General features: G+C 68.8%; 20 protein-coding genes. 5 read left to right on the plus strand and 15 right to left on the minus strand.

The genetic code is table 11. The annotated features are described in order from the left end of the window. Positions 1-71 precede the first annotated feature (71 nt). Positions 72-1,154 (plus strand): glycosyltransferase, encoded by a 1,083-nt coding sequence (locus ABS642_RS06470; RefSeq protein ID WP_350352674.1) that lies wholly within the window; start codon positions 72-74, stop codon positions 1,152-1,154. Between the two features lie 19 nt (positions 1,155-1,173). Here ABS642_RS06470 and ABS642_RS06475 read toward each other — a convergent pair whose 3' ends face one another. The 4 genes from ABS642_RS06475 to ABS642_RS06490 are packed head-to-tail and all read right to left on the minus strand — an operon-like array spanning position 1,174 to position 5,671. Beyond that, entirely contained in the window at positions 1,174-2,967 is a 1,794-nt protein-coding gene (locus tag ABS642_RS06475; protein ID WP_350352675.1) for an ABC transporter ATP-binding protein, read from the minus strand. Between the two features lie 12 nt (positions 2,968-2,979). Then, the gene (locus ABS642_RS06480; protein WP_350352676.1) at positions 2,980-3,966 is read right to left on the minus strand and encodes a Gfo/Idh/MocA family oxidoreductase; all 987 of its coding nucleotides are present in this window, start codon (positions 3,964-3,966) and stop codon (positions 2,980-2,982) included. Further along, complete coding sequence (locus ABS642_RS06485) at positions 3,966-5,063, minus strand: DegT/DnrJ/EryC1/StrS family aminotransferase (protein ID WP_350352677.1); 1,098 nt, start codon at positions 5,061-5,063, stop codon at positions 3,966-3,968. The genes ABS642_RS06480 and ABS642_RS06485 overlap by 1 nt, the downstream gene beginning before the upstream one ends. After that, positions 5,060-5,671 carry an acyltransferase gene (locus ABS642_RS06490; RefSeq protein ID WP_282213879.1) on the minus strand — a complete coding sequence of 204 codons (612 nt, stop codon included), beginning with the start codon at positions 5,669-5,671 and terminating at the stop codon, positions 5,060-5,062. Before ABS642_RS06490 ends, ABS642_RS06485 begins: the two co-directional genes overlap by 4 nt. Positions 5,672-5,750: 79 nt before the next feature. Between ABS642_RS06490 and ABS642_RS06495 the strand changes: the two genes are divergently transcribed. Both ABS642_RS06495 and ABS642_RS06500 read left to right on the plus strand, forming a co-directional pair. Continuing rightward, entirely contained in the window at positions 5,751-6,437 is a 687-nt protein-coding gene (locus tag ABS642_RS06495) for a glycosyltransferase family 2 protein (RefSeq protein WP_282213880.1), read from the plus strand. Between the two features lie 4 nt (positions 6,438-6,441). Beyond that, the gene (locus ABS642_RS06500; protein ID WP_282213881.1) at positions 6,442-6,816 is read left to right on the plus strand and encodes a DUF2304 domain-containing protein; all 375 of its coding nucleotides are present in this window, start codon (positions 6,442-6,444) and stop codon (positions 6,814-6,816) included. Here ABS642_RS06500 and ABS642_RS06505 read toward each other — a convergent pair. The 5 genes from ABS642_RS06505 to ABS642_RS06525 form a co-directional block, all read right to left on the minus strand. Next, positions 6,813-8,768 carry a DUF6541 family protein gene (locus ABS642_RS06505; protein ID WP_350352678.1) on the minus strand — a complete coding sequence of 652 codons (1,956 nt, stop codon included), beginning with the start codon at positions 8,766-8,768 and terminating at the stop codon, positions 6,813-6,815. The genes ABS642_RS06500 and ABS642_RS06505 overlap by 4 nt on opposite strands. Next, positions 8,765-9,502, minus strand: coding sequence for an ABC transporter ATP-binding protein (locus ABS642_RS06510; RefSeq protein WP_282213883.1), 738 nt, complete (start codon positions 9,500-9,502; stop codon positions 8,765-8,767). The genes ABS642_RS06505 and ABS642_RS06510 overlap by 4 nt, the downstream gene beginning before the upstream one ends. Beyond that, on the minus strand, positions 9,499-10,401 hold the full coding sequence (locus ABS642_RS06515) for an ABC transporter permease (RefSeq protein ID WP_350352679.1): 903 nt from the start codon (positions 10,399-10,401) through the stop codon (positions 9,499-9,501). Before ABS642_RS06515 ends, ABS642_RS06510 begins: the two co-directional genes overlap by 4 nt. A 118-nt stretch (positions 10,402-10,519) precedes the next feature. Next, positions 10,520-12,985 (minus strand): VCBS repeat-containing protein, encoded by a 2,466-nt coding sequence (locus ABS642_RS06520; protein WP_350352680.1) that lies wholly within the window; start codon positions 12,983-12,985, stop codon positions 10,520-10,522. A 100-nt stretch (positions 12,986-13,085) separates the two neighbouring features. After that, entirely contained in the window at positions 13,086-14,159 is a 1,074-nt protein-coding gene (locus ABS642_RS06525) for a glycosyltransferase (protein WP_350352681.1), read from the minus strand. 121 nt (positions 14,160-14,280) lie between these two features. On the opposite strand from ABS642_RS06525, the gene ABS642_RS06530 reads away from it, so the two are divergent. Then, a complete protein-coding gene (locus ABS642_RS06530) occupies positions 14,281-16,044 on the plus strand; it encodes a DUF4012 domain-containing protein (RefSeq protein WP_350352682.1) in 1,764 nt (587 codons plus the stop codon). 269 nt (positions 16,045-16,313) lie between these two features. Continuing rightward, positions 16,314-16,745, plus strand: a complete 432-nt coding sequence (locus tag ABS642_RS06535; RefSeq protein WP_282213888.1) for a hypothetical protein — start codon at positions 16,314-16,316, stop codon at positions 16,743-16,745. Between the two features lie 215 nt (positions 16,746-16,960). Here the strand turns inward: ABS642_RS06535 and ABS642_RS06540 are convergent, their stop codons facing one another. From ABS642_RS06540 to ABS642_RS06565, 6 genes are all read right to left on the minus strand, one after another. Continuing rightward, on the minus strand, positions 16,961-18,415 hold the full coding sequence (locus ABS642_RS06540) for an LCP family protein (RefSeq protein ID WP_350352683.1): 1,455 nt from the start codon (positions 18,413-18,415) through the stop codon (positions 16,961-16,963). Next, a complete protein-coding gene (gene purE, locus ABS642_RS06545) occupies positions 18,412-18,879 on the minus strand; it encodes a 5-(carboxyamino)imidazole ribonucleotide mutase (protein ID WP_282217506.1) in 468 nt (155 codons plus the stop codon). Before purE ends, ABS642_RS06540 begins: the two co-directional genes overlap by 4 nt. A gap of 118 nt (positions 18,880-18,997) precedes the next feature. Beyond that, complete coding sequence (locus tag ABS642_RS06550; protein WP_350352684.1) at positions 18,998-20,122, minus strand: 5-(carboxyamino)imidazole ribonucleotide synthase; 1,125 nt, start codon at positions 20,120-20,122, stop codon at positions 18,998-19,000. Positions 20,123-20,222: 100 nt separating this feature from the next. Further along, positions 20,223-20,777, minus strand: coding sequence for a PH domain-containing protein (locus tag ABS642_RS06555; RefSeq protein ID WP_350352685.1), 555 nt, complete (start codon positions 20,775-20,777; stop codon positions 20,223-20,225). Between the two features lie 55 nt (positions 20,778-20,832). Next, positions 20,833-21,603, minus strand: coding sequence for a biotin--[acetyl-CoA-carboxylase] ligase (locus tag ABS642_RS06560; RefSeq protein WP_350352686.1), 771 nt, complete (start codon positions 21,601-21,603; stop codon positions 20,833-20,835). Further along, positions 21,600-22,883 (minus strand): CDP-glycerol glycerophosphotransferase family protein, encoded by a 1,284-nt coding sequence (locus tag ABS642_RS06565; protein ID WP_350352687.1) that lies wholly within the window; start codon positions 22,881-22,883, stop codon positions 21,600-21,602. The genes ABS642_RS06560 and ABS642_RS06565 overlap by 4 nt, the downstream gene beginning before the upstream one ends. Positions 22,884-22,909 lie beyond the last annotated feature (26 nt).

The following is a 22,909-nucleotide window of genomic DNA, read 5'->3' on the forward strand; positions in this document are numbered from 1 at the left end:
ATCGGGGGCGGTCGATTACCCAGGATACCCGGCGCCTCGCCCGAACCCCGCCGCCCCGTAGAATTCCAGTGATGAGCACCCCGCAGATCGACGTCGTCATACCCGTCCACTCCGCAACCCGTCCGGTGGATCGCGCGGTGAGATCCGTCCTCGACGGAACCAGGGCGGACGTGCGCGTGAACGTCGTGGCGCACAACATCGATCCGTCCGTGATCTCGTCGAACCTGGGCGTGCTGCTCTCGGACGACCGTGTGCGCGTGCTCCCGTTCGAAGACGGCATCCGCTCCCCCGCCGGTCCCATGAATCACGGCATCGATCAGGCCACCGCCCCTTTCATCTCCGTGATGGGATCGGACGACGAACTCGCTCCGGGTGCGATCGACTCGTGGCTGCGTCTGCAGGCCGAGACCGGCGCATCGACCGTCCTCGCGCGTATCCGCATCGTCGGACGAGGGAGCGATCCGTACCCCCCGGTGCGCAACGGCCGTCGACAGCGGTCACTCGATGCCAGGAAGGACCGCCTGACCTACCGGTCAGCGCCGCTCGGCGTGGTCGACCGGGAGCGCTTCGCCGACCTGCGCTTCACCGAGGGGCTGCCATCCGGTGAGGATCTCGCCTACACCGCCACGCTCTGGTTCACCGGACAGCACATCGCCTACGACATGACGGGCCCCGCCTACCTGGTGCACGACGATGCCGATGACCGGGTCACCTTCTCGAGCAGGGACGTCGCCGCCGACTTCGCATTCCTCGACGCCATCGAGGCAACGCCCTGGTACCCCCGTCTGGGTCGTGCTGACCGTCAAGCCCTCGCGATCAAGATCCTCCGGGTGCACCTGTTCGATGCGATCCTCGCGCGCGTGAATGCACCGGAGGGCCTGGAATCGCATCGACTCGACCTGATCGCCGTCATCGAGCGACTGGAGCGGATGGCTCCCGGAGTGCTGCGGCTCCTCGCCAGGGTCGACCGCCAGGTGATCGACGAGCTCCACGGAGCCGCGCCCGACCCGGCCCGGATCCTGCACTTGCTCGACGCACGGTGGAACTATCGCACCGTCGGGGCTCTCACGCCCAGGAACCCGTTCCTCGTGCTGCACCGGCAAGCGCCGTTCCGCACGCTCTTCGCGGGGCTGCGCTCGATGAGCGCAGCCTGACCGGAGTCGGCGACCCGACTCAGTCGAGGTCTCTGGCGAGCCCCGCGAGAACGACCTGCTCGGCGAAGTCCGGGAGCATCGAGGCGACCTCGAGGAACGTGCCGGAGGCGGCGATGACACCCTCGTCGACGTAGCAGATCCGGTCGTAGTCCTTGATCGTCGACAGGCGGTGCGCCACCGAGATCAGCGTGACCTCGCCCTGCAGGGCACGGATCGACTTGGTGACCTCGTCTTCGGTCTTGGTGTCGAGCGAGCTGGTCGCCTCGTCGAGCACGAGCACGAGAGGATCCGTGTACAACGCGCGGGCGATGCCGAGCCGCTGCTGCTGGCCGCCGGACAGCGAGACGCCGCGCTCTCCGATACGTTCGTGGATGCCGCCCGCACGTGAGCGGATCAGCGGTCCGAGCTGCGCGCGCTCCAGAGCGTTGAGGACCCGTTCCTCGTCCACCTCCTCGGTCCAGGTGAGAGCGACGTTCTGCGCGATGCTGCCGTCGAACAGCGCGACGCGCTGTGGGACGTAGCCGACGCGGCCGCGCCACTGCTTGAGCACCGAGTTGAGCGGCGCGCCGTCGATCGAGATCTCACCTCTGGACGCCTGGCTCAGACCGAGGAGCAGGTCGATCAGAGTGGACTTGCCGGCTCCCGACGGTCCGACGATTCCGAGTGAGCTGCCGAGCGGGATGTCGAGCGACATGCCGCGGATGACGTCTTCAGTGGCGCTCGGATAGCGGAATCGCACATCGTCGAGTCGGAGCTCGCGCGGGTTCTCCGAGAGGACCGCGGTGTCGGCCGGGGTCGTAGACGTCTCCATGTCCTTCTCGGCCGACATCAGGTCGCCGATGACATCGAGAGCGGACGGCGTGCTCGCGACGGCCTGGACGATGCCGCCTTGGATACCCGTGATGGCGGGGATCAGCCGGAAACCGGTCGCGGCGAACAGTGCGACGGACGACAGCGCGGCCGTGATGCCGCCCTGCCAGAACGAGAAACCGCCGATCAAGATGACACCGCCGATGAGCGCAGCCTCGAAGGCGAAGCCGGGGATGATGCCGAGGAACGAGCCGTTGGCTCGCGCACGCACCGAGCGGCTGCGGTTCGTCGTGACGAGATCCGAGACCTCGGAAAGACGGTTGCGCAGACTCAGTTCCTTGAGCGCCTCCATCATCTCGGTCATGAGGATGGCCACTCGGTAGCTGTACGTGAGGTTGACCTGCGCGGCCTCGAGTGACCGCTTGGTGACGACCTGGTGCACGATGAGCGCGACAAGGCCCAGGTATCCGAAGGCGATGATCGCCGTCAACGGATCGGCCACCAGCAGCACCGCGATGATCAGCACGAACGTGAAGATCATGCTCGGGACCCTCATCAGTGGTAGCAGGAAGCCCGCCATGGTGTTCGCGATACCGGCGTCGGCGATACGGGTGATCTCCGCGACGGAGCGCTTCGAGCGCTCCTCCCAGCTCGAGTTGATGTACGCCTTGAACATCCGGTCGCCGATCTCCAGCTCGTACTTGGCGAACCGGCGGGTGGCGAACCAGTGCAGCGTGACGGAGAGCACCGACTTGAGGATGATGAGCACGCAGGCGGCGAGCGCCAACAGCGGCAGCAGTTCGGGAGATACCTCGCCGATGATCGGCAAGGACAGGGTGCCGCCCGAGAGCGCCGGCCCGATGATGAGGGCCAGCAGCGACATCGCGATGACATCCAGTGCGGTGATCACGGTCGTCGCGACCATGTAGCCGGCGAAGTAACGCCGCGCGCCTTCGGGCAGCAGCGGAAGGAGGTCCTTCAGGACCGGCCAGATTCTCTTCATACGCTCCGCTACTCAGAAAGTGGTCGACACGCCGGTGGCGGCCGAGGTGACCGCGCCCTCGACGACGGCGAGGGTATGCAGACCCTGCTCCATCGTCACGAGATCGCTCGGCTTGCCCAGCACCGCGTCACGGAACGCCTCGTGCTCCACCTTGAGCGGCTCGCGCTTCGCGTAGGAGTAACGGGTGATGTCGCCCTCCGACACTCCGCGGAAGGAGGAGATCGAGTCCCACTCGAGCGGGATCGTGCCGTTGGCGTAGAAGGTGAGGTCGCCGGTCGCGGTGTCCGCGATGAACGTGCCGCGTTCGCCGGTGACGACGGTGACGCGCTCCTTCATCGGCGAGAGCCAGTTGACGAGGTGGTTCACGATCACGCCGTTCGCCAGGCGGCCGGTGACGGTGATCATGTCCTCGAACTCACGGCCGCTGCGGTGCGCGGTCTGCGCGAACACGGTCTTGTACTCGCTCTGGGCGACCCAGCTGGTCAGGTCGATGTCGTGGGAAGCCAGATCCTTGGCGACGCCGACATCCGCGATGCGCGCAGGGAACGTGCTCTGACGGCGCGTGGCGATCTGGAACACGTCACCGAGCTCGCCTGCCTCCAGGCGGCGGCGCATCTCCTGCAGAGCGGGGTTGAAGCGCTCGACGTGACCGACGGCGCCGACGAGGCCCCGTGATGCGAAGGCGTCGGTCATCCGGCGCCCCGCCTCGACGTTGTGCGCGATCGGCTTCTCGACGAGAGTATGCACTCCGGCTTCGGCGAGCTTGAGCGCGGCATCCTCGTGGAACCGCGTCGGCACAGCGACCACGGCGATGTCGATGCCGGCCGCGATGAGCGCGTCGATGTCGGGGAGAATCTCGAGTCCACCCGAGACGCCGTGAGGGTCGCCCCCGGGGTCGGCGATCGCGACGAGCTCGACGCCGTCGACGTCACGCAGTACGCGGGCGTGGTGGCGCCCCATCATCCCGACGCCGAGCAGACCGGCCCGCAGGTTGCCCATCAGGCGCCCGCTCCGGCGACGGTGTTGACGGCGGCGACGATGCGCTCGAGGTCGTCCTGGCTCAGCGACGGGTGCACGGGCAGCGAGGCGACCTCGCGAGCCGCACGCTCGGTCTCCGGCAGGTCGAGTCCCGGCGCGAAATGCGTCAGCGAGGGCAGACGGTGGTTGGGGATCGGGTAGTAGACCCCGGCACCCACGTTGTGCTCGCTCTTGAGCGCGGCGACGAAGCCGTCGCGATCCTCGGGGACGCGGATCGTGTACTGGTGGTACACGTGCACGGCACCGTCGGCGACCGGCGGTACGACGACGCCCTGCAGGTTGGCGTCGAGGAACGCCGCGTTCGCCTGGCGCGTCTTCGTCCAGGCGTCGACCTTGGTGAGCTGCACCCGGCCGATGGCCGCGTGGATGTCGGTCATTCGGGCGTTGAAGCCGATGACCTCGTTCTCGTACTGGCGCTCCATGCCCTGGTTGCGCAGCAGCTTGACCTGACGGGCGATCTCGTCGGTCGCCGTCGTGACCATGCCGCCTTCGCCGCTGGTCATGTTCTTGGTCGGGTACAGGCTGAACATCGCGAACTCGCCGAACGAACCCACCGGGCGTCCGTCGAGCGAGGCGCCATGCGCCTGTGCCGCGTCCTCGTAGAGCGCGACGCCGTGCTCGGCGGCGATCTTCTCGAGCTCGCGCATCCGTGCCGGGTGACCGTACAGGTGCACCGGCAGGATGCCCTTGGTCTTGGGAGTGATCGCCGCGGCGACCGCCTCGGGGTCGAGCGTGAACGTGTCGGGCTCGATGTCGACGAAGACCGGGGTTCCGCCCGTGAGCGCGACCGAATTGCCGGTCGCTGCGAACGTGAAGGAGGGCACGATGACCTCGTCGCCCGCGCCGACGCCGGCGGCGAGCAGCCCGAGATGCAGACCCGCCGTGCCGGAGTTCACGGCGACGGAGGGGCGACCGGGCACGAAGTGCGCCGAGAACTCGCTCTCGAAGGTCGCGACCTCCGGACCCTGCGCGATCATGCCGCTGCGCATCACGCGATCGACAGCAGCACGCTCTTCGTCGCCGATGATCGGCTTGGCGGGGGGAATGAACTCGCTCACACGGTCTCCTTGATCAGTGTTCCGTCAGTCTCGATGTAGTGCGCACCCGTCGAGGGGCACACCCAGGTCTTCGCGTCGTCGCCGGCGACGAGAGGCACGCCCGACTCGCCGACCCAGCCGATGCGGCGGGCGGGAACGCCCGCGACGAGGGCGTAGGCCGGCACGTCCTTGACGACCACGGCGCCGGCGGCGACGGTGGCCCAGGCCCCGATGGTCACGGGGGCTACGCAGGTCGCCCGCGCGCCGATGGCCGCGCCGCGCTCGATCGTCACGCCGACGGGCTCCCAGTCGTGCGCGCTCTTGATCGTCCCGTCGGCGTTGATCGCCCGCGGGTACGTGTCGTTGGTCAGCACGACGGCCGGTCCGATGAACACGCCGTCGCCGAGCTTCGCGGGCTCGTAGACGAGCGCGTAGTTCTGCACCTTGCAGTTGTCGCCCATGATCACGCCGGTGCCGATGTAGGCGCCGCGCCCCACGATGCAGTTCTCACCGAGCTGCGCATCCTCGCGTACCTGCGCCAGATGCCAGATGGAGCTTCCTGCTCCGATCTTCGCCTCAGGGGACACATCGGCCGAATCGACGATCCGGACATCGGTCGGTGAGGGCATACGGGTTCTCCTCGTGGGTGAAGAAGGGGACTCGGTCATCCTATCTGTTCACCCAGTCGTTTCCTGAGAGGATAGGAGGGTGATCAACCCAGTCAGCCCCGATCCGCACACCTGGGTCGTCGTCCCGCTGTTCAACGAGGCGAGCGTCATCTCGGGGGTGATCGCGACCCTGCTCCCCCATTTCCCGAACGTCGTCTGCATCGACGACGGCTCCACCGACGGCTCTCTCGAGGAGGCGCGGGCGGCTGGTGCGCACATCGTGGAGCACCCGATCAACCTCGGCCAGGGCGCCGCGCTGCAGACGGGCATCGACTACGCGCTCTCGCAGCCGGGATGCGAGTACATCGTGACCTTCGACGCCGACGGCCAGCACCGCGTCGACGATGCGATCGCCATGGTCGCCGCCGCCCGCGAGACGGGTGCGGCGATCGTCTTCGGGTCCCGGTTCCTCGACGACCGCACGAATCCCGGCCTGATGAAGCGCGTGATCCTCAAGACCGCGGTCTGGGTGACCAACCTCACCACCAGCGTCAAGCTCACCGACGCGCACAACGGCCTGCGGGTCATCCGCGCCGACGCCGCGAGTCAGATCTCGCTGAAGCAGGACCGGATGGCGCACGCCACCGAGATCGTGCTGCAGCTCGGACACACCGGACTCCCGTGGATCGAGCACCCCGTCGAGCTCCTCTACACCGACTACTCGAAGTCGAAGGGGCAGTCGGTGCTCAACTCCGTCAACATCCTCGTCGACCTGATCGTGAGGTAACGCCATGTGGATCCAGATCGTCCTCATCGCCGCCGTCGTCGTCATCGGCGCCGTCTTCATGCGCCGCACGGGCGCCGACAGCCACCTCGCCATCCGCCGCCTGCTCTACGGCGCGTTCGGACTCGTCGCGATCATCTCGATCCTCTTCCCGCAGTGGCTCACCTGGGTCGCCAACCTCGTCGGCGTCGGCCGCGGCACCGACCTGCTGCTCTACGCCCTCGTGCTGATGTTCCTGGTGTTCGTCTACACGCAGTCGCGTCGGAACGCGGCACAGCAGCGGCGACTGACGCTGCTGGCGCGCAAGCTGGCGCTGCTCCAGGCGTCCAGCCCGTCCGCACAGCCCGACGAGACGGATGCCGGGCAGCCGGAGAACCGCTAGTCGCAGGCGGTGATCCGCCAGAGGCTGGCATCGCCCTCGCGCGCCACCTCGGCGAATCCGGGCTGTCCGTCGAACTCGGTCATCCCCGGCATCAGGTATTCACCGGGCCCCGTGCCTCCGATGCCGAAGTCGAGGACGTACTCGGGTGCCCCGTAGGCGGCGAGAGCCTCGCAGACCGCGGGATCCTCGCCGGCATCGCGGAGTCCGACGGAAAGGGTATCCCACGCCTGGGACTGCGGCGGCGACCAGGTGCGCGGGATGATGTCGCGGTCCCCGAGCACATACGCGAAGGCGGCGCCCGTGGACGGATTCGCGATGATCACGGCGTCCTCGGGGATGAGGTCCGGGAGCTCGCGGAGGAGCGCGTACTCGTCGGAGGAGAGGTAGCTGTCCGCGTCCATGGCGTAGCGGGACTGCTCGTCGGTGTCGGCGGCCACGCGCAGCAGGATGACCGGTGCGACGACCACGCCGACGGTGCCGGCCACGGCGATGACGGCCATCGCGATACCCGTCAGCGGTGTACGGGCGAGCACGGCGGCGTCCGGCCATCGTCGCGCCACGACGCGGATGAGCGCAGCGAGCCCGATCGCCGCGAGAGGCACCACGATCAGTGGGACGATGGCCGCGAGGCGGAAGGAGTCGCCGTACCACGGCCCGGTCAGCACACGCTTGACCACGGGAAGGTCCGTGGCCACGCTGATCACGTAGAGCAGGGAGACTCCGGCCCAGGCGACGACCAGCCAGCGCAGGCGCGGCGCCCGTACCGCGACGACGAGGCCGACGATGAGAAGTGCGCTCGTCCCCCACGCCGCCGGCAGCAGCGAGTGGCTGTTCAGGACGACGTCGACGAGCGCTCCCGGTATCCCGCGGTACGACCTCCAGAGCACGTGACCGGCGAGGTACGCCAGCGCGAGCCACACGACCGCGACCGCCACCCACCCGCCGATGAGGACTACCAGCGACCGACGACGGAAGAGCCGATCGCTCGTGCGATAGCGGAGCAGGACCGTCCCGGTGAGCCACAGCATCACCAGCACTCCCCAGACCAGGATCGACGAAGGCTGGGAGAGTGTCGTCGCCGCGACGGCGAGAAGCGCTGCGGCGGCGACACCGATCGCCCGACGTGTCTTCTCCCCGGGGGCCGCGCCCATCCAGATCCGGACCACGTCGATCGTGAGCGCGGCCGCCGCCGGGATCACCGCGAGCGACAGAGCGTAGGGGTACAGCACGCCCCACTCGAACATCAGCTGGGGGAAGGCGAGCAGTCCGGCGGACAGGGCAGCCGCCAGAGCGGTGACGGCGGTGTTCCCGTTGCTCACCACTCGGGCGAAGAGTGCGATGGCGAGCGGCCACATCACCGCGGCGATCACCAGGGAGACGAGGTTGGCCGCGACGGGGATCTGCGCCACGTCCACCGCGACGAGCGAGGTGATGGCGTGCCAGGCGGCGGGATAGAACGTCGTGCCGCCGATGAGCCCGGACACGTCGAGGGAGGATGCGCTTCCGGTCTCGGCGATCCAGCGGAGGACGTTGAGGTGGAACACCGCGTCATTCGTCTGCGAGATCGCTTCCGGAACGCCGACGTACGTCATCAGGCGCGCCGCATTGAGGGCGCCGCCGACGACGAGACCGGCGAAGAGCAGCAGGTTCGGCACGCGCGACCGCCGTCGCGGCGGCGCGAGCCGACGGCGGCCGACGAGCAGCGAGATCGCGTACAGCAGCGCGCCGACGATCACGACGCCGATGGCGACGCTCAGATGCCCCCAGCGGATGCCGAGGAACGAGTACGCGATCGCCAGCACCGACAGCAGGCCGACCGAGATCCCCGGCGCCGCCGCCCACAGGACGAGGCCGCGCAGTCGGAGGACGAGGCCGACCAGCAGACCGGGAACGAAGACGACGGCCAGAGCGAGGGCGAAGAGCCCGGACTGCGCCAGCCAGTCGGTGATCATTCGTCGACCAGCGCGATGGCGCCCTCGATCTCGCCGTCGTAGACGATCTGGCCCTTGTTGATCACCACGCCTCTGGTGCAGAGCTCTCGGACCATCTCCATGTCGTGGCTGACCACGACGAGCGTCTTCTTCTGCGCGATCAGCTCGCCGAACTTCAGGCGGCACTTCTCCCGGAAGGGGGCGTCTCCGACCGAGAGGATCTCATCGACGAGGAGCACATCGAGCTCCACGTGGATCGCGACCGAGAACGCGAGCCGCATGAACATCCCCGAGGAGTAGTGCTTGACCTCCTGGTCGATGAACTGCTCGATCTCGCTGAACGCGACGATCTCGTCGTAGCGCTCCTCGACCTCCTTGCGCTGCATCCCGAGGATGGCGGCGTTGAGGAAGACGTTCTCCCGGCCGGAGAGCTCGGGGTGGAACCCGGCGCCGACCTCGATGAGACCGGCCACCCGTCCGCGCGTGAGCACCTCGCCGGCGTCGGGCTCCATGACGCCCGAGATCAACTTGAGGAGCGTCGACTTGCCCGACCCGTTCAGGCCGAGGATGGCGACGGACTCGCCCTCGTTGATCACGAGGTCCAGTCCCTTGAGCGCCTCGAAGGTGCTGCTCGTCTTGCGACGGCGGATCCAGGCCACGACGGTGTCCTTGAAGGACAGCGCGTGGTTCAGCGTGAAGTTCTTGCGGACACCGTCGACGACGATGCTGGGGCGCGAAGCGATTGCAGTGCTCATAGGTCTTGCGCGAACCTTCCCTCGAGACGTCGGAAGACGAGCTGGCCGAGCAGCAGGGTGACGATCGCGATCAGGAACGTCCAGAGCGTGTTCCAGGCGAGGTCCGGCGGCAGCGCCAGCGTCGTGCTCGTCACCGGACGCCAGAAGGCGTAGTGGAACAGCTCGACGCCCTGGGTGATCGGATTCAGCAGGTAGATGTCGACGAGCCAGTCCGGCCACCCCAGCTTGTCCATCGCCTCCTGCACCATCGTCCAGGCGTAGAGCACGGGCGACGCCCAGGTGGCGAGGAGGAGCAGCAGCTCGACGATGTTCTCCGCATCGCGGAAGCGCACGTTGAGCGCGCCGAAGAAGAGCCCGATCCCGAGAGCGAACAGCGACACGATGATCATCGCCGCCAGCGCGGCGAGGACGCCGAGGATCGAGACGCTCGGGATCCAGCCCATGAACAGGCAGACGATGAGCAGCAGGGCGAGCTGCGGGAGGAAGTGGATGAAGGCGACCACGACCGAAGAGACCGCGAACAGCTGGCGCGGCAGGAACACCTTGCGCACCAGCGGCGCGTTGTTCACGATCGACGTGGTCGCGTTCTTGAACGCTTCGGAGAAGAGGTTGATGACGACGATGCCGGAGAACAGGTACACCGGATAGTTCGGGATGTCGCGGTTGAGGTTCAGGAAGAGCCCCAGCACCACCCAGAACACGAGGAACTGCGCGCCAGGACGGACGTAGGACCAGGTCCAGCCGAGCACGGAGTTGCGGTAGCGGGTCGTGACCCCCGTGCGCACCAGCAGGTACAGGAGGTAGCGCCAGCGCACGACATCGATGAGCCCTCGGCTGGTGCCGGGAGTATCGAACTCGGAACGCGGGACGACGGCGAAAAGATCTCGGGTATCTGTCACTGGCCCACTCATTCAGCTGCGGTGGCGGTCGCCACGACGCATCCCAGTATCCTATGGCACCCCTGGAAACGCGCCGAGGACACCCCGAAGGGTGCCCTCGTGCGGTGCGACACGTCGGTCAGATGATCTGCTTCATGATCTGCCAGCCCATGTTGATGCGGGTCGGGTCCGCGGTCCAGCCTGCGCGCCCGTTGCCGCGATAGATGTACATGTCGCCCGTCGTCGTCACCGCGAGCACGTCGCTGTTTCCGTCGCCGTTGAAGTCGCCCATGCTGAACACCGATGACATCCCGCCCCAACCCTGGCCGATCGAGCGCGCGTTGCCCCAGTTGCCGTCACCGGTCGTCGAGTAGAGCATGAGCACGCCCCCGGCCGTGCGGCCCATCAGGTCGGCCTTGCCGTCGCCGTCGAAGTCGCCCACGCTGAAGAGATCCGTGAACCCTGCCCAGCCCTGGCCGATCGTGGCACCGAGGCCCGAACCCCATCCACCGGCACCGTTCCCGCGGTACAGCCGAAGGTCGCCCCTGGCGTCGACGACGAGCACGTCGGGCACCCTGTTGCCGTCGAAGTCGAGACCGCCGACGATGCGGGTGAACGATCCCCATCCGTTGCCGATGACGATGCGAGGACCGAAACCGCCGCCCGCCACACCGGGGTGGAGGTAGAAGGTGCCGGCGGCATCGACCTGGCCGAGGTCGCTGAATCCGTCGCCGTTGAAGTCGCCCATCGGGGTCAGCCTGTCCGTCGCCGCCCAGGTGCTCGCCGGGCGCGCGATGCCGCCCCAGTTCCCGTTGCCGGTCGTGCCGTAGACGCGCACCTCGCCGGTCGTCGTCATCGCCACGATGTCGCGACCCGGTGCGCCGTCGACGTTGCCGACGCCTGCGGGCAGGGACCGGGGACCCCACACCGCCGCACCGGACACCGACGCGTTCACCGTCTGCCATCCCAGCCCGATCGCGATGTCCGCGCCGATCGCTCCGCCGCCCGCGCCGCGATACAACCGGAGCGTGCCGGACGAGTTGGTCGTGAGAAGGTCGGAGACGCCGTCTCCGTTGAAGTCGCCGGTGTTGAAGATGTCGGTGAAGCCCTGCCAGCCGTTGCCGATCTGCCTCGATGCCTTCCAGCCTCCGCCGCCGTTGCCGGAGTAGAGGTAGAGGCGCCCTCCGCCGTCGCGTGCGACGAGGTCAGGACGGCCATCGCCGTCGAAGTCGCCGTTGCCGCTGATCAGGTTCATCGCGGACCATCCGGTGCCCACGACGCGCGGGGCGAGGAAGCCCCCGCGGTTGTCACCGGGCCAGAGCAGGAGGCGTCCGGCGGCGTCGGTCGTGAACAGATCCGGGACGCCGTCACCGTCGAAGTCGCCGGCGGGCGTCGCCAACAGCACTCCGGACCAGTCACCGGCCAGAGTGGTCGGCGCGGGCATCGTGGTGGTTCCGTTGCTCCGCACGACCTGAGCGGCACCGGTCGTCTTGATGGCGACGAAGTCGCGACGCCCGTCACCGTCGAGGTCTCCGACGCCGAAGAACTTCTTGACCCCGGTCATCCCTCCGCCGACCTTGACTCGATCGCCCCAGGCGCCGTTCAGGTACGGGTATCCGAAGACGTCCCCCGCGCCGTCGACGCCGAGCACGAACGAGCTCTGATCGATCGAGGACAGCGTCGGCGTCATCGAGGTCGGGACCTGCGTCGAGCCGAACCAGTCCGTGAAGTAGTTGTAGAAGTTGCGGTTGCCGTAGGCGGAGCACGGGTCGCCGCTGTCGCCGTATCCGGCGTTGAGCGCGTTCTGGTTCGGCTGATACGGCGTGTAGTAGTAGAGCGCCGACGTGGCCTTGTTCGCGATGTAGACCGGCGAGGAACCGCACCCGGCGTTCGGGTTGTACTGGATGTTCCAGGTCCGGTACGGCGCGTACCACTGGAACCACTTGCCTTCCATGTAGATCTGCATCTGCCGCGCGGCACCGTAGATCTGGTGGAAGAAGCCGACGTACTGCGGATCGCACGGCGCGGTGTCAGGGCAGCCCTGTCCGAGGGCGATGTCGTAGCGCCACGCGCTCGGCCACGAGTGCGTGACGAGGCCCTGCTCCTTCTGGAGCATCACGATCAGCACCTGCGGGTTGATGTTGCACGACTGCGCCACGCGGTAGATGATGCGCGCCGCCGTCTCGTTCGCGGCCCCCGTGTATCCGTTGCAGTACGCGTCAGCCGGGCGCGTCACAGACGAGATCGTGAAGTCCTTGAGGCAGACGATCCGTCGGCCGTCCTCGTCCGTGCCGCCCAGGCAGCGGGATACCTTGCTGTTGAAGAAGGTCTGGATCTGCGCCTCGGTCATCGAGTTCTTGTTCGTGAACACGGCGTCGCTGATGAGATTGCCCGCGTTGAAGCCGACGAGCGTCGTCTTCGCCAGTCCGGCGGCGACGGGGTCGGCAGAGGCTTTCGCCGAGGTCGAGATGCTCGACGACATGGACGCGGCGGCGGCGGTGGCGGGGACCACCGTGCCGACGATCAGGGCGGAGACGGCGAGGAAACAGGTGAGGAGTCGGGAGATCCTCAGGGTGTTTCGCGAGCGTGGGGCACGTCGAGACATGTGACCAGTGTGACGGAAGTTACAGGATGATGCCACTGTTACTGAGAATCCGCTGTATGGATTGCGCGTGTCGCCCGCACGCACAGGCCGGATTCAGCCGTCACAGATCGGCGTGCAGGCCCCACACGCGCTCCGCGGAGCTCGCCCACGAGAACGCCCGCGACCGGTCGGCGGCGAGGACGCGCAGGCGCGGCGCCCCTTCTCGAGATGCTGCGGCGAGGGCATCCGCGATGCCGTCCTCAGGCACCAGCAGCCCGCCGTCTGCGATCACGTCCTGATGCGCGCCGCTGTCGATCGCGACGACCGGGGTGCCGAGCGTCATCGCCTCCACCGCACGCCACGGCCAGCCGGCGACAGGGCTGGTGGCCGCGAACGCCGCGGCACCGGCGAGCACGGCGGCACGGTCCTCCGGGGACAGCACTCCGCGCACATGCGCGCGCCTCTCGGGGAGACCTGCGGCGGACGCCAGCTCGGCCAGTCGCGGCTCCGCCCCTTCCGGTGCATCGAGCACGACCGCATCGACGCCCGCGGCGACAGCACCGCGGAATCCTGCGTCGAGCGAGGCCGCCGTCCCCGTGAGCACCACGTACTCCCCCGGCATCGACAGCGCAGCGCGACGCGCCTCGGCATCACGCGGCGTCACGAACCCGCGCGGCGCGGCGCCGGCGATCACCCGAACGCGACCTCGGAGCTTCGCCACCTCGGACAGCCGCTCCGCCACGGCATGCGACGGCACGACAACGGCGTCGGCGTGCTTGACCGCTCTCTTCAGCATGGCGCGCTGCCAGGCCACCGCGCTCTTCGGGAGCAGCTCAGGGGCGTCCCAGGCCTGCAGATCCCAGACGGTCACCGTGGTCTGATCGTTGTCGTGTACGCGATCGTGTCGCACGAGCGGCGCCATCAGGCTCGGCGAATGGATCAGCCCACCGCCGACGCCGGGCGCGATGCCCAGCTGCCAGGCCGCGGCCAGCTCCCGCCGTCCGAGGTTGAGCGTGCGCACGTCGGACACCCCGGTCACGGTGACCTCTGCACCGGCGGGCACGATCGCATCGACCGTGCATCCCGAGGGAGCCGTCGCCACGAGGCCGATCGCCAGATCCACGGCAGCCGAGGCCTGATCCGCGTCGACGACGTGCACGAGCTGATCCAGAACAACACGCAGCCGAGCACCCATGCGCTCAGGCTATCCTCGCCGCCACCTTCTGCCGTGGATCCCACCCCCGTGCCGCCCGAAAGTCCGGCCTCCGACGGCATCCGCCCACCGGCGCGGCGGCAGTTCGTGCTTGAATGCTCACGTGAGCGACGGTCGACTTCCCCGGCGGCGCCGATGGATCGGTTGGACCGTCGGCCTCGTCCTGACCCTTCTGGTCCTGGCGATCGGATGGGTCGCCATCCGCGGCATCGGCGCGGTGAGCGATCTCCAGCTGGTCGCCAAGGGGGCTTCGCAGCTCAAGGACGCGATCGCCGAGGGTGACCTCGACGGCGCGGAGCCCATCGCCGAGAGCATCGCAGGCAACGCCCGCTCGGCGCGCGACCTCACCTCCGATCCGGTCTGGCAGGCGTTCGGCTACGTCCCCTGGCTCGGACCGAACTTCCGCGCCGTGAGCGACGTGGCAGAGATCGCCGACGACGTGTCGGCGGACGCCCTCGCCCCGCTCCTCGGCGTCGCCGCCGACTTCGATCTGGGAAGCCTCGGCTTCGCGGACGGCGCGATCGACCTTGAGCCCTTCGCCGAGATCGAGAAGCCGCTCGGGGCGGCGAGTGCGGCCCTCACCGGGGCGGAGCAGCGCGCTCAGCAGATCGACGCGGATGCGACCCTTCCCCCGCTCGCCGAGGCCGTGCGGGAGCTCCGAGGGTCCGTGACCGAGGCCGCGACCGTGGTGGGCTCCCTCCACGGCGCCGCGGTGCTGCTGCCGACCATGCTCGGAGGAGACGGACCGCGCGACTACGTGCTGGCGATGCAGAACAACGCCGAGCTGCGCTCGTCGGGCGGGATCATCGGATCGATCGCCCTGCTGCATGCGGAGGGCGGGCGGATCACGCTGGGCACCCAGGCATCCACCAGGGACTTCCCCGGTCTCGACACCGCGCTCCCGCTGAGCGAGTCGACCGTCGCGCTCTTCGACGACCGGCCCGGCCGCTACCTGCAGAACATCACCAGCATCCCCGACTTCGCCGAGGCGGGGGCGACGATCGCGGCGAGGTGGCAGGGCCGCTTCGGTGGCGAGATCGACGGCGTGATCGCCGTCGACGCCGTGGTGGCCGAGCACCTCATGGAGGCCACCGGCGACCTCAGCTTCGGCCCGTTCACCGCGACCCCCGAGACGATCATCAGCATCCTGCTCTCCGAGATCTACGCGGCCGTCCCGGACCCCGCCGCCCAGGACGACGTCTTCGCCCAGGCCGCGAGCGGGCTGTTCGGCGCAGCTCTCTCCGGCGGCGACACGAAGGCGCTCATCGGCGCCCTCGCCGAATCCGCCGGCGAGGGCCGCATCCGCATCTGGAGCGCCCACGAAGACGAGGAGGCGGTGCTCACGGCCTCCGCCCTCGGGGGGACGATCCCGAAGGACAGCGCCGACGCCACGTACGTGGGCGTGCTGATGAACGACACCACCGGCGCCAAGATGGACTATTACACGCGGGCCTCGGTCGTGACCGCGATCGGCAGCTGCCAGGGCGAGGCGACGACGCAGGTCCGCGTCACCTGGACGAACACGGCCCCCTCCGATGCCGCGACTTCGCTGCCGCCCTACGTCACCGGCGCTGGCTACTACGGCGTCCCCGCCGGTTCCGTGCGGACCCTCATCGCCGTCTACGGGCCGGAGGGCGCGACGCCCTCGCACATCGACCGTGACGGCGACGAGGAGAGCGTGCAGACGGCCATGCTGGGCGACCGTTCCGTCGTCCAGCACGAGGTGCTCCTCGCGCCGGGCGAGTCGACCACGATCACCGTGGAGTTCCAGGGCGATGGCGCGGGCCAGCGGCTCACGGAGGCGATCGTCACGCCCCTGATCGAGGCTCCGGAGATCTCCCGCGAAGAACTGCGGTGCGGTTCGTGACTTTCGCTGCCGGATAGGCTACTGTCGAGGCACTGGGGAATATCTGGGCTCTGTCTTCCTGCCGTGGGGGCAGGATGAGCCCACGCAGTCGAACGCAGGGGTGTGTTCGGGTGCGATTCCGCGTGAAATTCTGGGGAGAAATCATGCTGAAGAAACTGGCTGCCATCAGCCTTACCGCTGGCGCGCTGGTATTCATCGCGCCGACCGTTGCGACCGCTGCGCCTTCTGTGCCGGCTGCGACATCCGGCTCCTACGCCGAGACTCCTGGCGTGAACGTCGATGATCCGATCATCGACATCTGCGAGGTCTCGACCATCGTCTTCGGATCCGGCTACTTCCTGCCGTCCGAGACGGTGAACGTGTCGGTTTCGGGTCTGAACGCCGCGAACGCGGCCGTCTCGGGCAACACCGCCGCCGAAGACGGAAGCATGACCGTGACGTTCCGTCCGCCGTCCGACGGTGAGGGCTCCTATGCCATCGCCTTCGAAGGCTCGCGCTCGTACACGGCGACGATCACGGTCTCGCACGGTCATGACTCTGCCGTGAGCTGCGATCACGATCCGGGCGTCGCGCCTGCAGGATCGGAGCTGGCGCTCACCGGCGGCAGTGTTTCGCCGTGGATCCTCGGTGGCGGAGCCGTTGCTCTCGTCGCCGGCGGGGCGCTCGTCGCCGCTGGTGCGGCTCGCCGCAAGCGCGCCTGAGTCTGGCTGCCGCCTCGTGCGGTGGTCGGCTGGACGACGGTGATCCCTCCCCCTCCGATCACCGTCGTCTGGCGATCCCGGTGGCCGCACCGGAAGCCCACGGCCTCCTCCTCAGGGAGAAGGTCGTGGGTTGCGGCGTGCCTGGGCTGGACCGAGCATTCTGATCGCGGCTCGGATTCGCGCAGGCGTCGGTCAGGGGTTCCCGGCCTACCGGATCACGGCTCGGGCGTCGGCGTCGCCGTCGGGGGATGCAGCGACTGCCGGATCATCTCCTGGATGTACGCGTAGTCCGGCTCGAACTCGTCGACTCCGAAGTCCGGGGTGAGCTCGATCGACGTGACCGTCTGCTCCTTCGCCTTGAGCATCAGGTCGAAGAACTCCGGCAGCTTGTCCTGAGGGAGGTCGGTGCTGATGAGCGCGGTTCCCGCCGCCGCGACCTCGTTGAACCGGCTGAGGACGGTCTGCGGGGTGAACTGGGCGAGGATCGCCTCCTGCAGCTCCCGCTGACGCTTCATCCGATCCCAGTCGCTGGTCGTGTACCGCGAACGGGCATACCACTGGGCGGTGTCGCCGTTCATGAGCTGCTGACCCGGCTCGATCCAGCCGATCGCCCACTCGTTCACATCCGTGCCCTCCCAGCCTTCCGGCGGGCCGCCCATCGGCAGGCGCTCGGTCACGTTGATGTTCACACCACCCAGAGCATCCACGAGCTCCGCGAATCCGTGCATGTCGACGAACACGTAGTACGGGATCTCGATTCCCAGCACGCCTTCCGCGGCATCCTTCGTCGCTTCGATGCCGGGGTCCGACCCCTGCGCGACGGCGTCAGGGTAGAGCGACGCTCCCTGATCCTCACGGCAGATCTCCGCGGCGTTGCGCACGTGGTTCATCCAGCCGTTCCAGCCGCAGTCATCGGAGCTGTAGCCCTCGAATCCGTCGGGGTAGAGCTCCTGCATCGGACTGCCCTCGCTGAACGGTGCGTTCGGAAGCTCGCGCGGGATGCCGGTGATCGTCACGGCGCCGGTGTCGGCGTTGACCGAGACCACCGAGATGCTGTCGAACCGCATCGAGTCGCGCCCGTCGCCGCTGTCGGCGCCCAGGAGCAGGATGTTGTAGTAGCCGTCGCTCGGCGGAAGACTCGGTCCGCTCTGCCCGAAGATCGTGGAGATGGTGCTGCGCGTCGACCCCACCACGGTCGCCGCATAGCCCGCGCCACCGCCGACGAGACCGAGCAGGATCAGCGCCACGACGGGGATCGCGAACCGCGAAGGGCTCGAGACCTTGACGAGGCGCACCAGACGGAGAGCGTCGAAGGTCAGGACGATCCAGAGCACGACATACGCGACCAGCAGGACCTGCACGATCGTGAGCACCGCGGCCGAGAGGAACCCGCCGCCGATCGTGAGCCACAGCAGCGCCGGGCGGGCGAACAGGGCGAGACCGGCTGTGACGATCAGCGCGAACCAGGCGAACACCGTGGCGCGGAGGCCGAAGCGTCCGAGCCGCCGATTGCCGGCGAGGACCTGCGCCGATCCGGGAACGAGGAGATTGAGCACGACGAGCCACCACCCGCGCTTCGCCATCTGCCCGGCGTCGGAGGAGTCCGGATGCCGCAGCGGCCGGTTCTCGATCAGCGGGCGCCCTGTCGCGCGCGGCGGCGCAAGGGTCACAGCGAGCCCTTCAGCCGTTCGTTCTTCTGCTCGACCTGAGCCTCGAGGTCGCGCGCGTAAGCCTCCACCCGGTCGGCGAGGTCGGCGTCGGCCGTGCCCAGGATGCGGGCGGCGAGCAGCCCCGCGTTGCGGGCTCCGCCGATCGAGACCGTCGCAACGGGGATACCGGCGGGCATCTGCACGATCGAGAGGAGCGAATCCATGCCGTCGAGGTACGCGAGGGGCACCGGCACGCCCACGACCGGGAGCGCCGTCATCGAGGCGACCATCCCCGGCAGGTGCGCCGCTCCCCCGGCCCCGGCGATGATCACGCGGATGCCGCGGGATCGGGCCTCGCGCGCGTAGGACATCAGCTTGTCCGGCGTGCGGTGCGCCGAGACGACCTCGACCTCATGCGGGATTCCGAAGTCCGTGAGCGCCTGCGACGCGTCGCTCATGACACGCCAGTCGGAGTCGGATCCCATGATCACGCCGACCAGCGGCGCGGCGGAGGAGTGCAGTGGCTCGGTCACCAGATCAGGCTACGGTCTGCTGCTGTGAGAAGCCCTGAACGGCACACCTGTTGACCGGTGTTGCGGGCGCTCAGTCGAAGTGCGCGGCAGCCGCTCTGGCGACGTACACGGCATCGTCGAGGTCGTCGCCCGAGACGTTGACGTGCCCGACCTTGCGGCCGGGTCGCGGAGCCTTGCCGTAGGTGTGGATCTTCGCGGTGGGGTGCTCGGCCATCGCCGCGTCGAAACGCTCCTCGAGCGTGCCTTCCGTCGGGCCGCCCAGGATGTTCACCATGACCGACCACGCCGCCCGCGGAGCGGTGCTTCCGAGGGGAAGGTCGGCCACGGCGCGCAGGTGCTGCTCGAACTGCCCGGTCACGGCACCGTCCTGGCCCCAGTGCCCGCTGTTGTGCGGACGCATCGCGAGCTCGTTGACGAGGATCCGCTCGTCGTCGGTCTCGAAGAGCTCCACGGCGAGCATGCCCGTCACCGCGAGCCCTTCGGCGATCGTGCGACCGATCTCCTCGGCGACCTGCGAGAGACGCTCGGTCGCAGCCGGCGCGGGCGCGATGACCTCGGCGCAGACACCGCCGCGCTGCACGGTCTCGACGACCGGGTAGGCGACGATCTGACCGCTGGGACGGCGAGCCACCTGCTGTGCGAGCTCCCGGACGAACGGCACGAGCTCCTCGACGAGCAGCGCATCGCCCTCGGCGACCGCGTCGAGCCAGTCCTGGGCTTCGTCGGCGGCACGGACGACCCGCACACCCTTGCCGTCGTAACCCCCGCGCGGCGTCTTGACGACGCCTCTGCCGTCGTGGGCGTCGAGGAACGCCTGGAGCTCCTCCGCATCGCGCACCGCCGCCCACTCGGGCTGCGGGATGCCGAGCTCGGTGAGGCGCGCGCGCATCGCCAGCTTGTCCTGCGCGAACCGCAGGGCGTCCGGCCCCGGGTGCACCGCGACGCCCTCGGCGACGAGGGTCCGCAGCACCTCCTGAGGAACGTGCTCATGGTCGAACGTGATCACGTCGACGTCCGCCGCGAATGCCCGCACGGCGTCGATGTCGCGGTAGTCGCCGACGGCGGTCGCCGCAAGTCGGGCGGACATGCCGTCGTCCTCCGCGAGCACCCGCAGGTCGAGTCCGAGCTCGACCGCCGGAGCGATCATCATCCGGGCCAGCTGTCCTCCACCGATCACGCCCACACGCAGCGTCATGTGCCGCCTCCATTCGTCTGGACCATTCTCGCGCACGGAGGAGGTCGCCTTCGACCCCGAGGGCCAGCGACCGTGTGACGGCCGAATGCGACGTGCCGGGTCAGACGTCGTCGACGTGGTCGGAACCGCCCTGCGCGTCACGATGCGCGAGGATCTGACCGACTTCGATCTGGTCGGCGAGCGTCTCGTGGACCAGCGTGACGTTGGGCACGTTCGGAAGGCGCAGCGGATCGTCGACGCCGTTCGACAGCGTGATCGTCCCTGTCCCCCACAGCCGCTGCAGCGGCCCGCGGCGCACCGCGATCGTGTACCCCCTGGCGTGCGACATCTCACGACGTCGACGCGCGCCGATCCCCTGATGCGCGATGACCCTCCTGGTGGTCACCGTCGTGCTGCGCGAGTACCAGACGACGAACGGCACCACCACGACGAACAGGATCACGAGGCCCGCCGCGGACAGCATCATCCAGTTCTCGAGACCCGCCGGCAGGTTGTCGTAGAAGTACGCCGTCGCGCCGAACACGGCGATCAGGACCAGCGCCGACCAGAACAGCCGGCGCGCGTGGCTCCGCAACCGCGCGATGAGCAGCTCTTCGGTCGGCACGCCGGGTGGCGGCATCACCGGCCGACCTCCGAGCGTCACGGGCTGAGTCACCCCACCATTGTGCCCGTGATCTGCGACAAAGCGGTCTGCGCGGCGGCGTGTCAGTTCACGCGGGGCGCACGTGCACCACGTCGCCCGCCGAGATCGCCCGCTCGGACCCGTCCACCGAGACGAGCAGGCGGCCCTCGGAGTCGAGCGCCGTGGCCAGGCCTTCGAGCACGAGATCGCCGGGGAGCGAGACCCGCACGACGAGACCGAGGGTCGCGCAGCGCGCGGTCACGGCGGCGTGCAAGCCGCTCGCGACGGCGTCGTCGGCCGCGGCCAGCGCGGCGAGCGAGGAGGAGAGCGACCGCAGGTAGTCCGCCAGCAGCCGGTCCTCATCGACCTCGACGCCGAGCACGGCGAAGGAGGTGGCCGTCGGCACGGGCAGCTGCTCCGCTGTCATGGCCGTGTTGACGCCGGATCCGACGATGACGGCATCCGTCGTCGCCTCCGCCAGGATGCCGCAGATCTTGCGCCCGTCGACCAGGACGTCGTTGGGCCACTTGACCGCGACGTCGCGCCCGGGCAGCTGGGCGGAGACGGCCTCGGCCATCGCCGCTCCGGCAGCCAGCGGGATCCAGCCGCGCGCGGCTGGATCGGCCGGAAGACGGCGCAGCAGGACGGAGACCGCCAGCGACGCCCCGTCCGGCGCCACCCAGGTGCGGTCGAGCCGCCCGCGCCCCGCGGTCTGGTTTCTCGTGACCAGCACGGAGAGATGCGGCCAGCCCTCGACGTCATCGGCCCGCTCGCGGAGATCGGCGTTCGTGGAGCCCGTGCGCGGAAGCGCTTCCAGCCGCGCGGCGACATCGCGAGCACGCGCGAGGTCGGCGCTCATGCGTCTTCCTCGTCGCCCTCTTCGTCGTCGTCGTCCTCGTCCTCGCGGATCGCCCCGAGGTCGTTCGCCTGCCACTGCTCCCACTCCTGCATGAGGCGCTCGATGGCCGCATGGAACTTCTCCGTCGCGACGCCGGGCGTCGTGTCGCCGAAGTAGTGCTGCACCCACATCTTCAGTCGGGCGACGGCCGCATCGTCCGCACGGACACGCTCGACCTCGGAGACGATCCGGGAGGCGTCGGCGACCGTCAGCCACTCGCAGTCCGCGAGGTAGCCCGTGGAATCGATCGCGGCGCGCTCGTCGGCCGGCCGCGTGATCATGAGCGGCTTGCCCGCTGCGAGCCGGTCGTAGACCATGGCCGAGATGTCGACGACCGCGACATCCGCGGCGGAGAGCTGCCAGCCCAGATCGGCACCGTCGTCGTAGATGTGCTGCGCGCTGCGGTCGGCGGCGTTGGCGGCGCTGATCGCCGCGATGATCCTGCGGTGGGCTGCTCCGTACGCCTCGTCGACGACGCCGCTGCGGGGATGCGGGCGGTAGATCACCCGGTGCGTGCCGGTCGCCAGCAGCTGCTTCACAAGCGTCTCGCCGTGTGAGGCGATCGAGCCGTAGTGCGCACTGGGGCGGTCGCCCTCCCAGGTCGGCGCGTACAGGACCACGGTGCGCTCGTCGGGCGTGTAGGGCAGCGTGCCGGAGTAGTGATCCGCCTGCGGACGGCCGATGTCCATCGTGCGGCGGTCGACGTCGTAGTCCCACAGCGTGCGCGAGAGACGATCCCGCGCCGCCTGACCTGCCACGAAGGCGTAGTCGTAGGCCTTGTACTGGTTCGTGGTCATGTACATCTTGTCGGACTCGCCGTGGTTGATGAACACGTGCCAGCGGCGTCCGTAGCGGAACATCTGGAAGTTGCGGGTGTTCTGGTTGACGTACAGCACGACCCGGATGTCCTGGTGGGCGATGAACCGCTCGAGGTCGCGGACCTTCGGCACGAAGGCCACCGGCGGCCCGTCCTCGTCGAGCAGCTTCTCGGCGCCCGCCGCCGACCGCGAGAGCACGACGACCGGCCAGCGCTTCGCGAGCTCTGCGAGCGGCCGGTACCACTGCCGCATCTGATACATGTTCACCGCGCCGTCGGCGAAGTACACCGCGACCTGGAAATGATCGAGCGGATGCGGCTCGTGCTCGGCGAGGCGCCGTCGCACGCGCTGCACGGCGCTGCGGGACGCCAGCGCGCGCGTGAGGAGACGGTACGCCTTCTTGGCGTCAGACAATGCACCCATCCCTCCAGAATAGTTCGTCCCGCGCC

Origin of the sequence: Microbacterium sp. A8/3-1, assembly GCF_040267695.1 — a bacterium.
In the GTDB taxonomy this organism is placed as follows: Bacteria; Actinomycetota; Actinomycetes; order Actinomycetales; family Microbacteriaceae; genus Microbacterium; species Microbacterium luteolum.

Bases quoted from the DNA above. Each gene is read 5' to 3' on its own strand.
- ABS642_RS06470 (WP_350352674.1), top strand. From the start codon at position 72: ATGAGCACCCCGCAGATCGACGTCGTCATACCCGTCCACTCCGCAACC.
- ABS642_RS06475 (WP_350352675.1), bottom strand. From the start codon at position 2,967: ATGAAGAGAATCTGGCCGGTCCTGAAGGACCTCCTTCCGCTGCTGCCC.
- ABS642_RS06480 (WP_350352676.1), bottom strand. From the start codon at position 3,966: ATGGGCAACCTGCGGGCCGGTCTGCTCGGCGTCGGGATGATGGGGCGC.
- ABS642_RS06490 (WP_282213879.1), bottom strand. From the start codon at position 5,671: ATGCCCTCACCGACCGATGTCCGGATCGTCGATTCGGCCGATGTGTCC.
- ABS642_RS06500 (WP_282213881.1), top strand. From the start codon at position 6,442: ATGTGGATCCAGATCGTCCTCATCGCCGCCGTCGTCGTCATCGGCGCC.
- ABS642_RS06505 (WP_350352678.1), bottom strand. From the start codon at position 8,768: ATGATCACCGACTGGCTGGCGCAGTCCGGGCTCTTCGCCCTCGCTCTG.
- ABS642_RS06510 (WP_282213883.1), bottom strand. From the start codon at position 9,502: ATGAGCACTGCAATCGCTTCGCGCCCCAGCATCGTCGTCGACGGTGTC.
- ABS642_RS06520 (WP_350352680.1), bottom strand. From the start codon at position 12,985: ATGTCTCGACGTGCCCCACGCTCGCGAAACACCCTGAGGATCTCCCGA.
- ABS642_RS06525 (WP_350352681.1), bottom strand. From the start codon at position 14,159: ATGGGTGCTCGGCTGCGTGTTGTTCTGGATCAGCTCGTGCACGTCGTC.
- purE (WP_282217506.1), bottom strand. From the start codon at position 18,879: ATGGGATCCGACTCCGACTGGCGTGTCATGAGCGACGCGTCGCAGGCG.
- ABS642_RS06550 (WP_350352684.1), bottom strand. From the start codon at position 20,122: ATGACGCTGCGTGTGGGCGTGATCGGTGGAGGACAGCTGGCCCGGATG.
- ABS642_RS06560 (WP_350352686.1), bottom strand. From the start codon at position 21,603: ATGAGCGCCGACCTCGCGCGTGCTCGCGATGTCGCCGCGCGGCTGGAA.
- ABS642_RS06565 (WP_350352687.1), bottom strand. From the start codon at position 22,883: ATGGGTGCATTGTCTGACGCCAAGAAGGCGTACCGTCTCCTCACGCGC.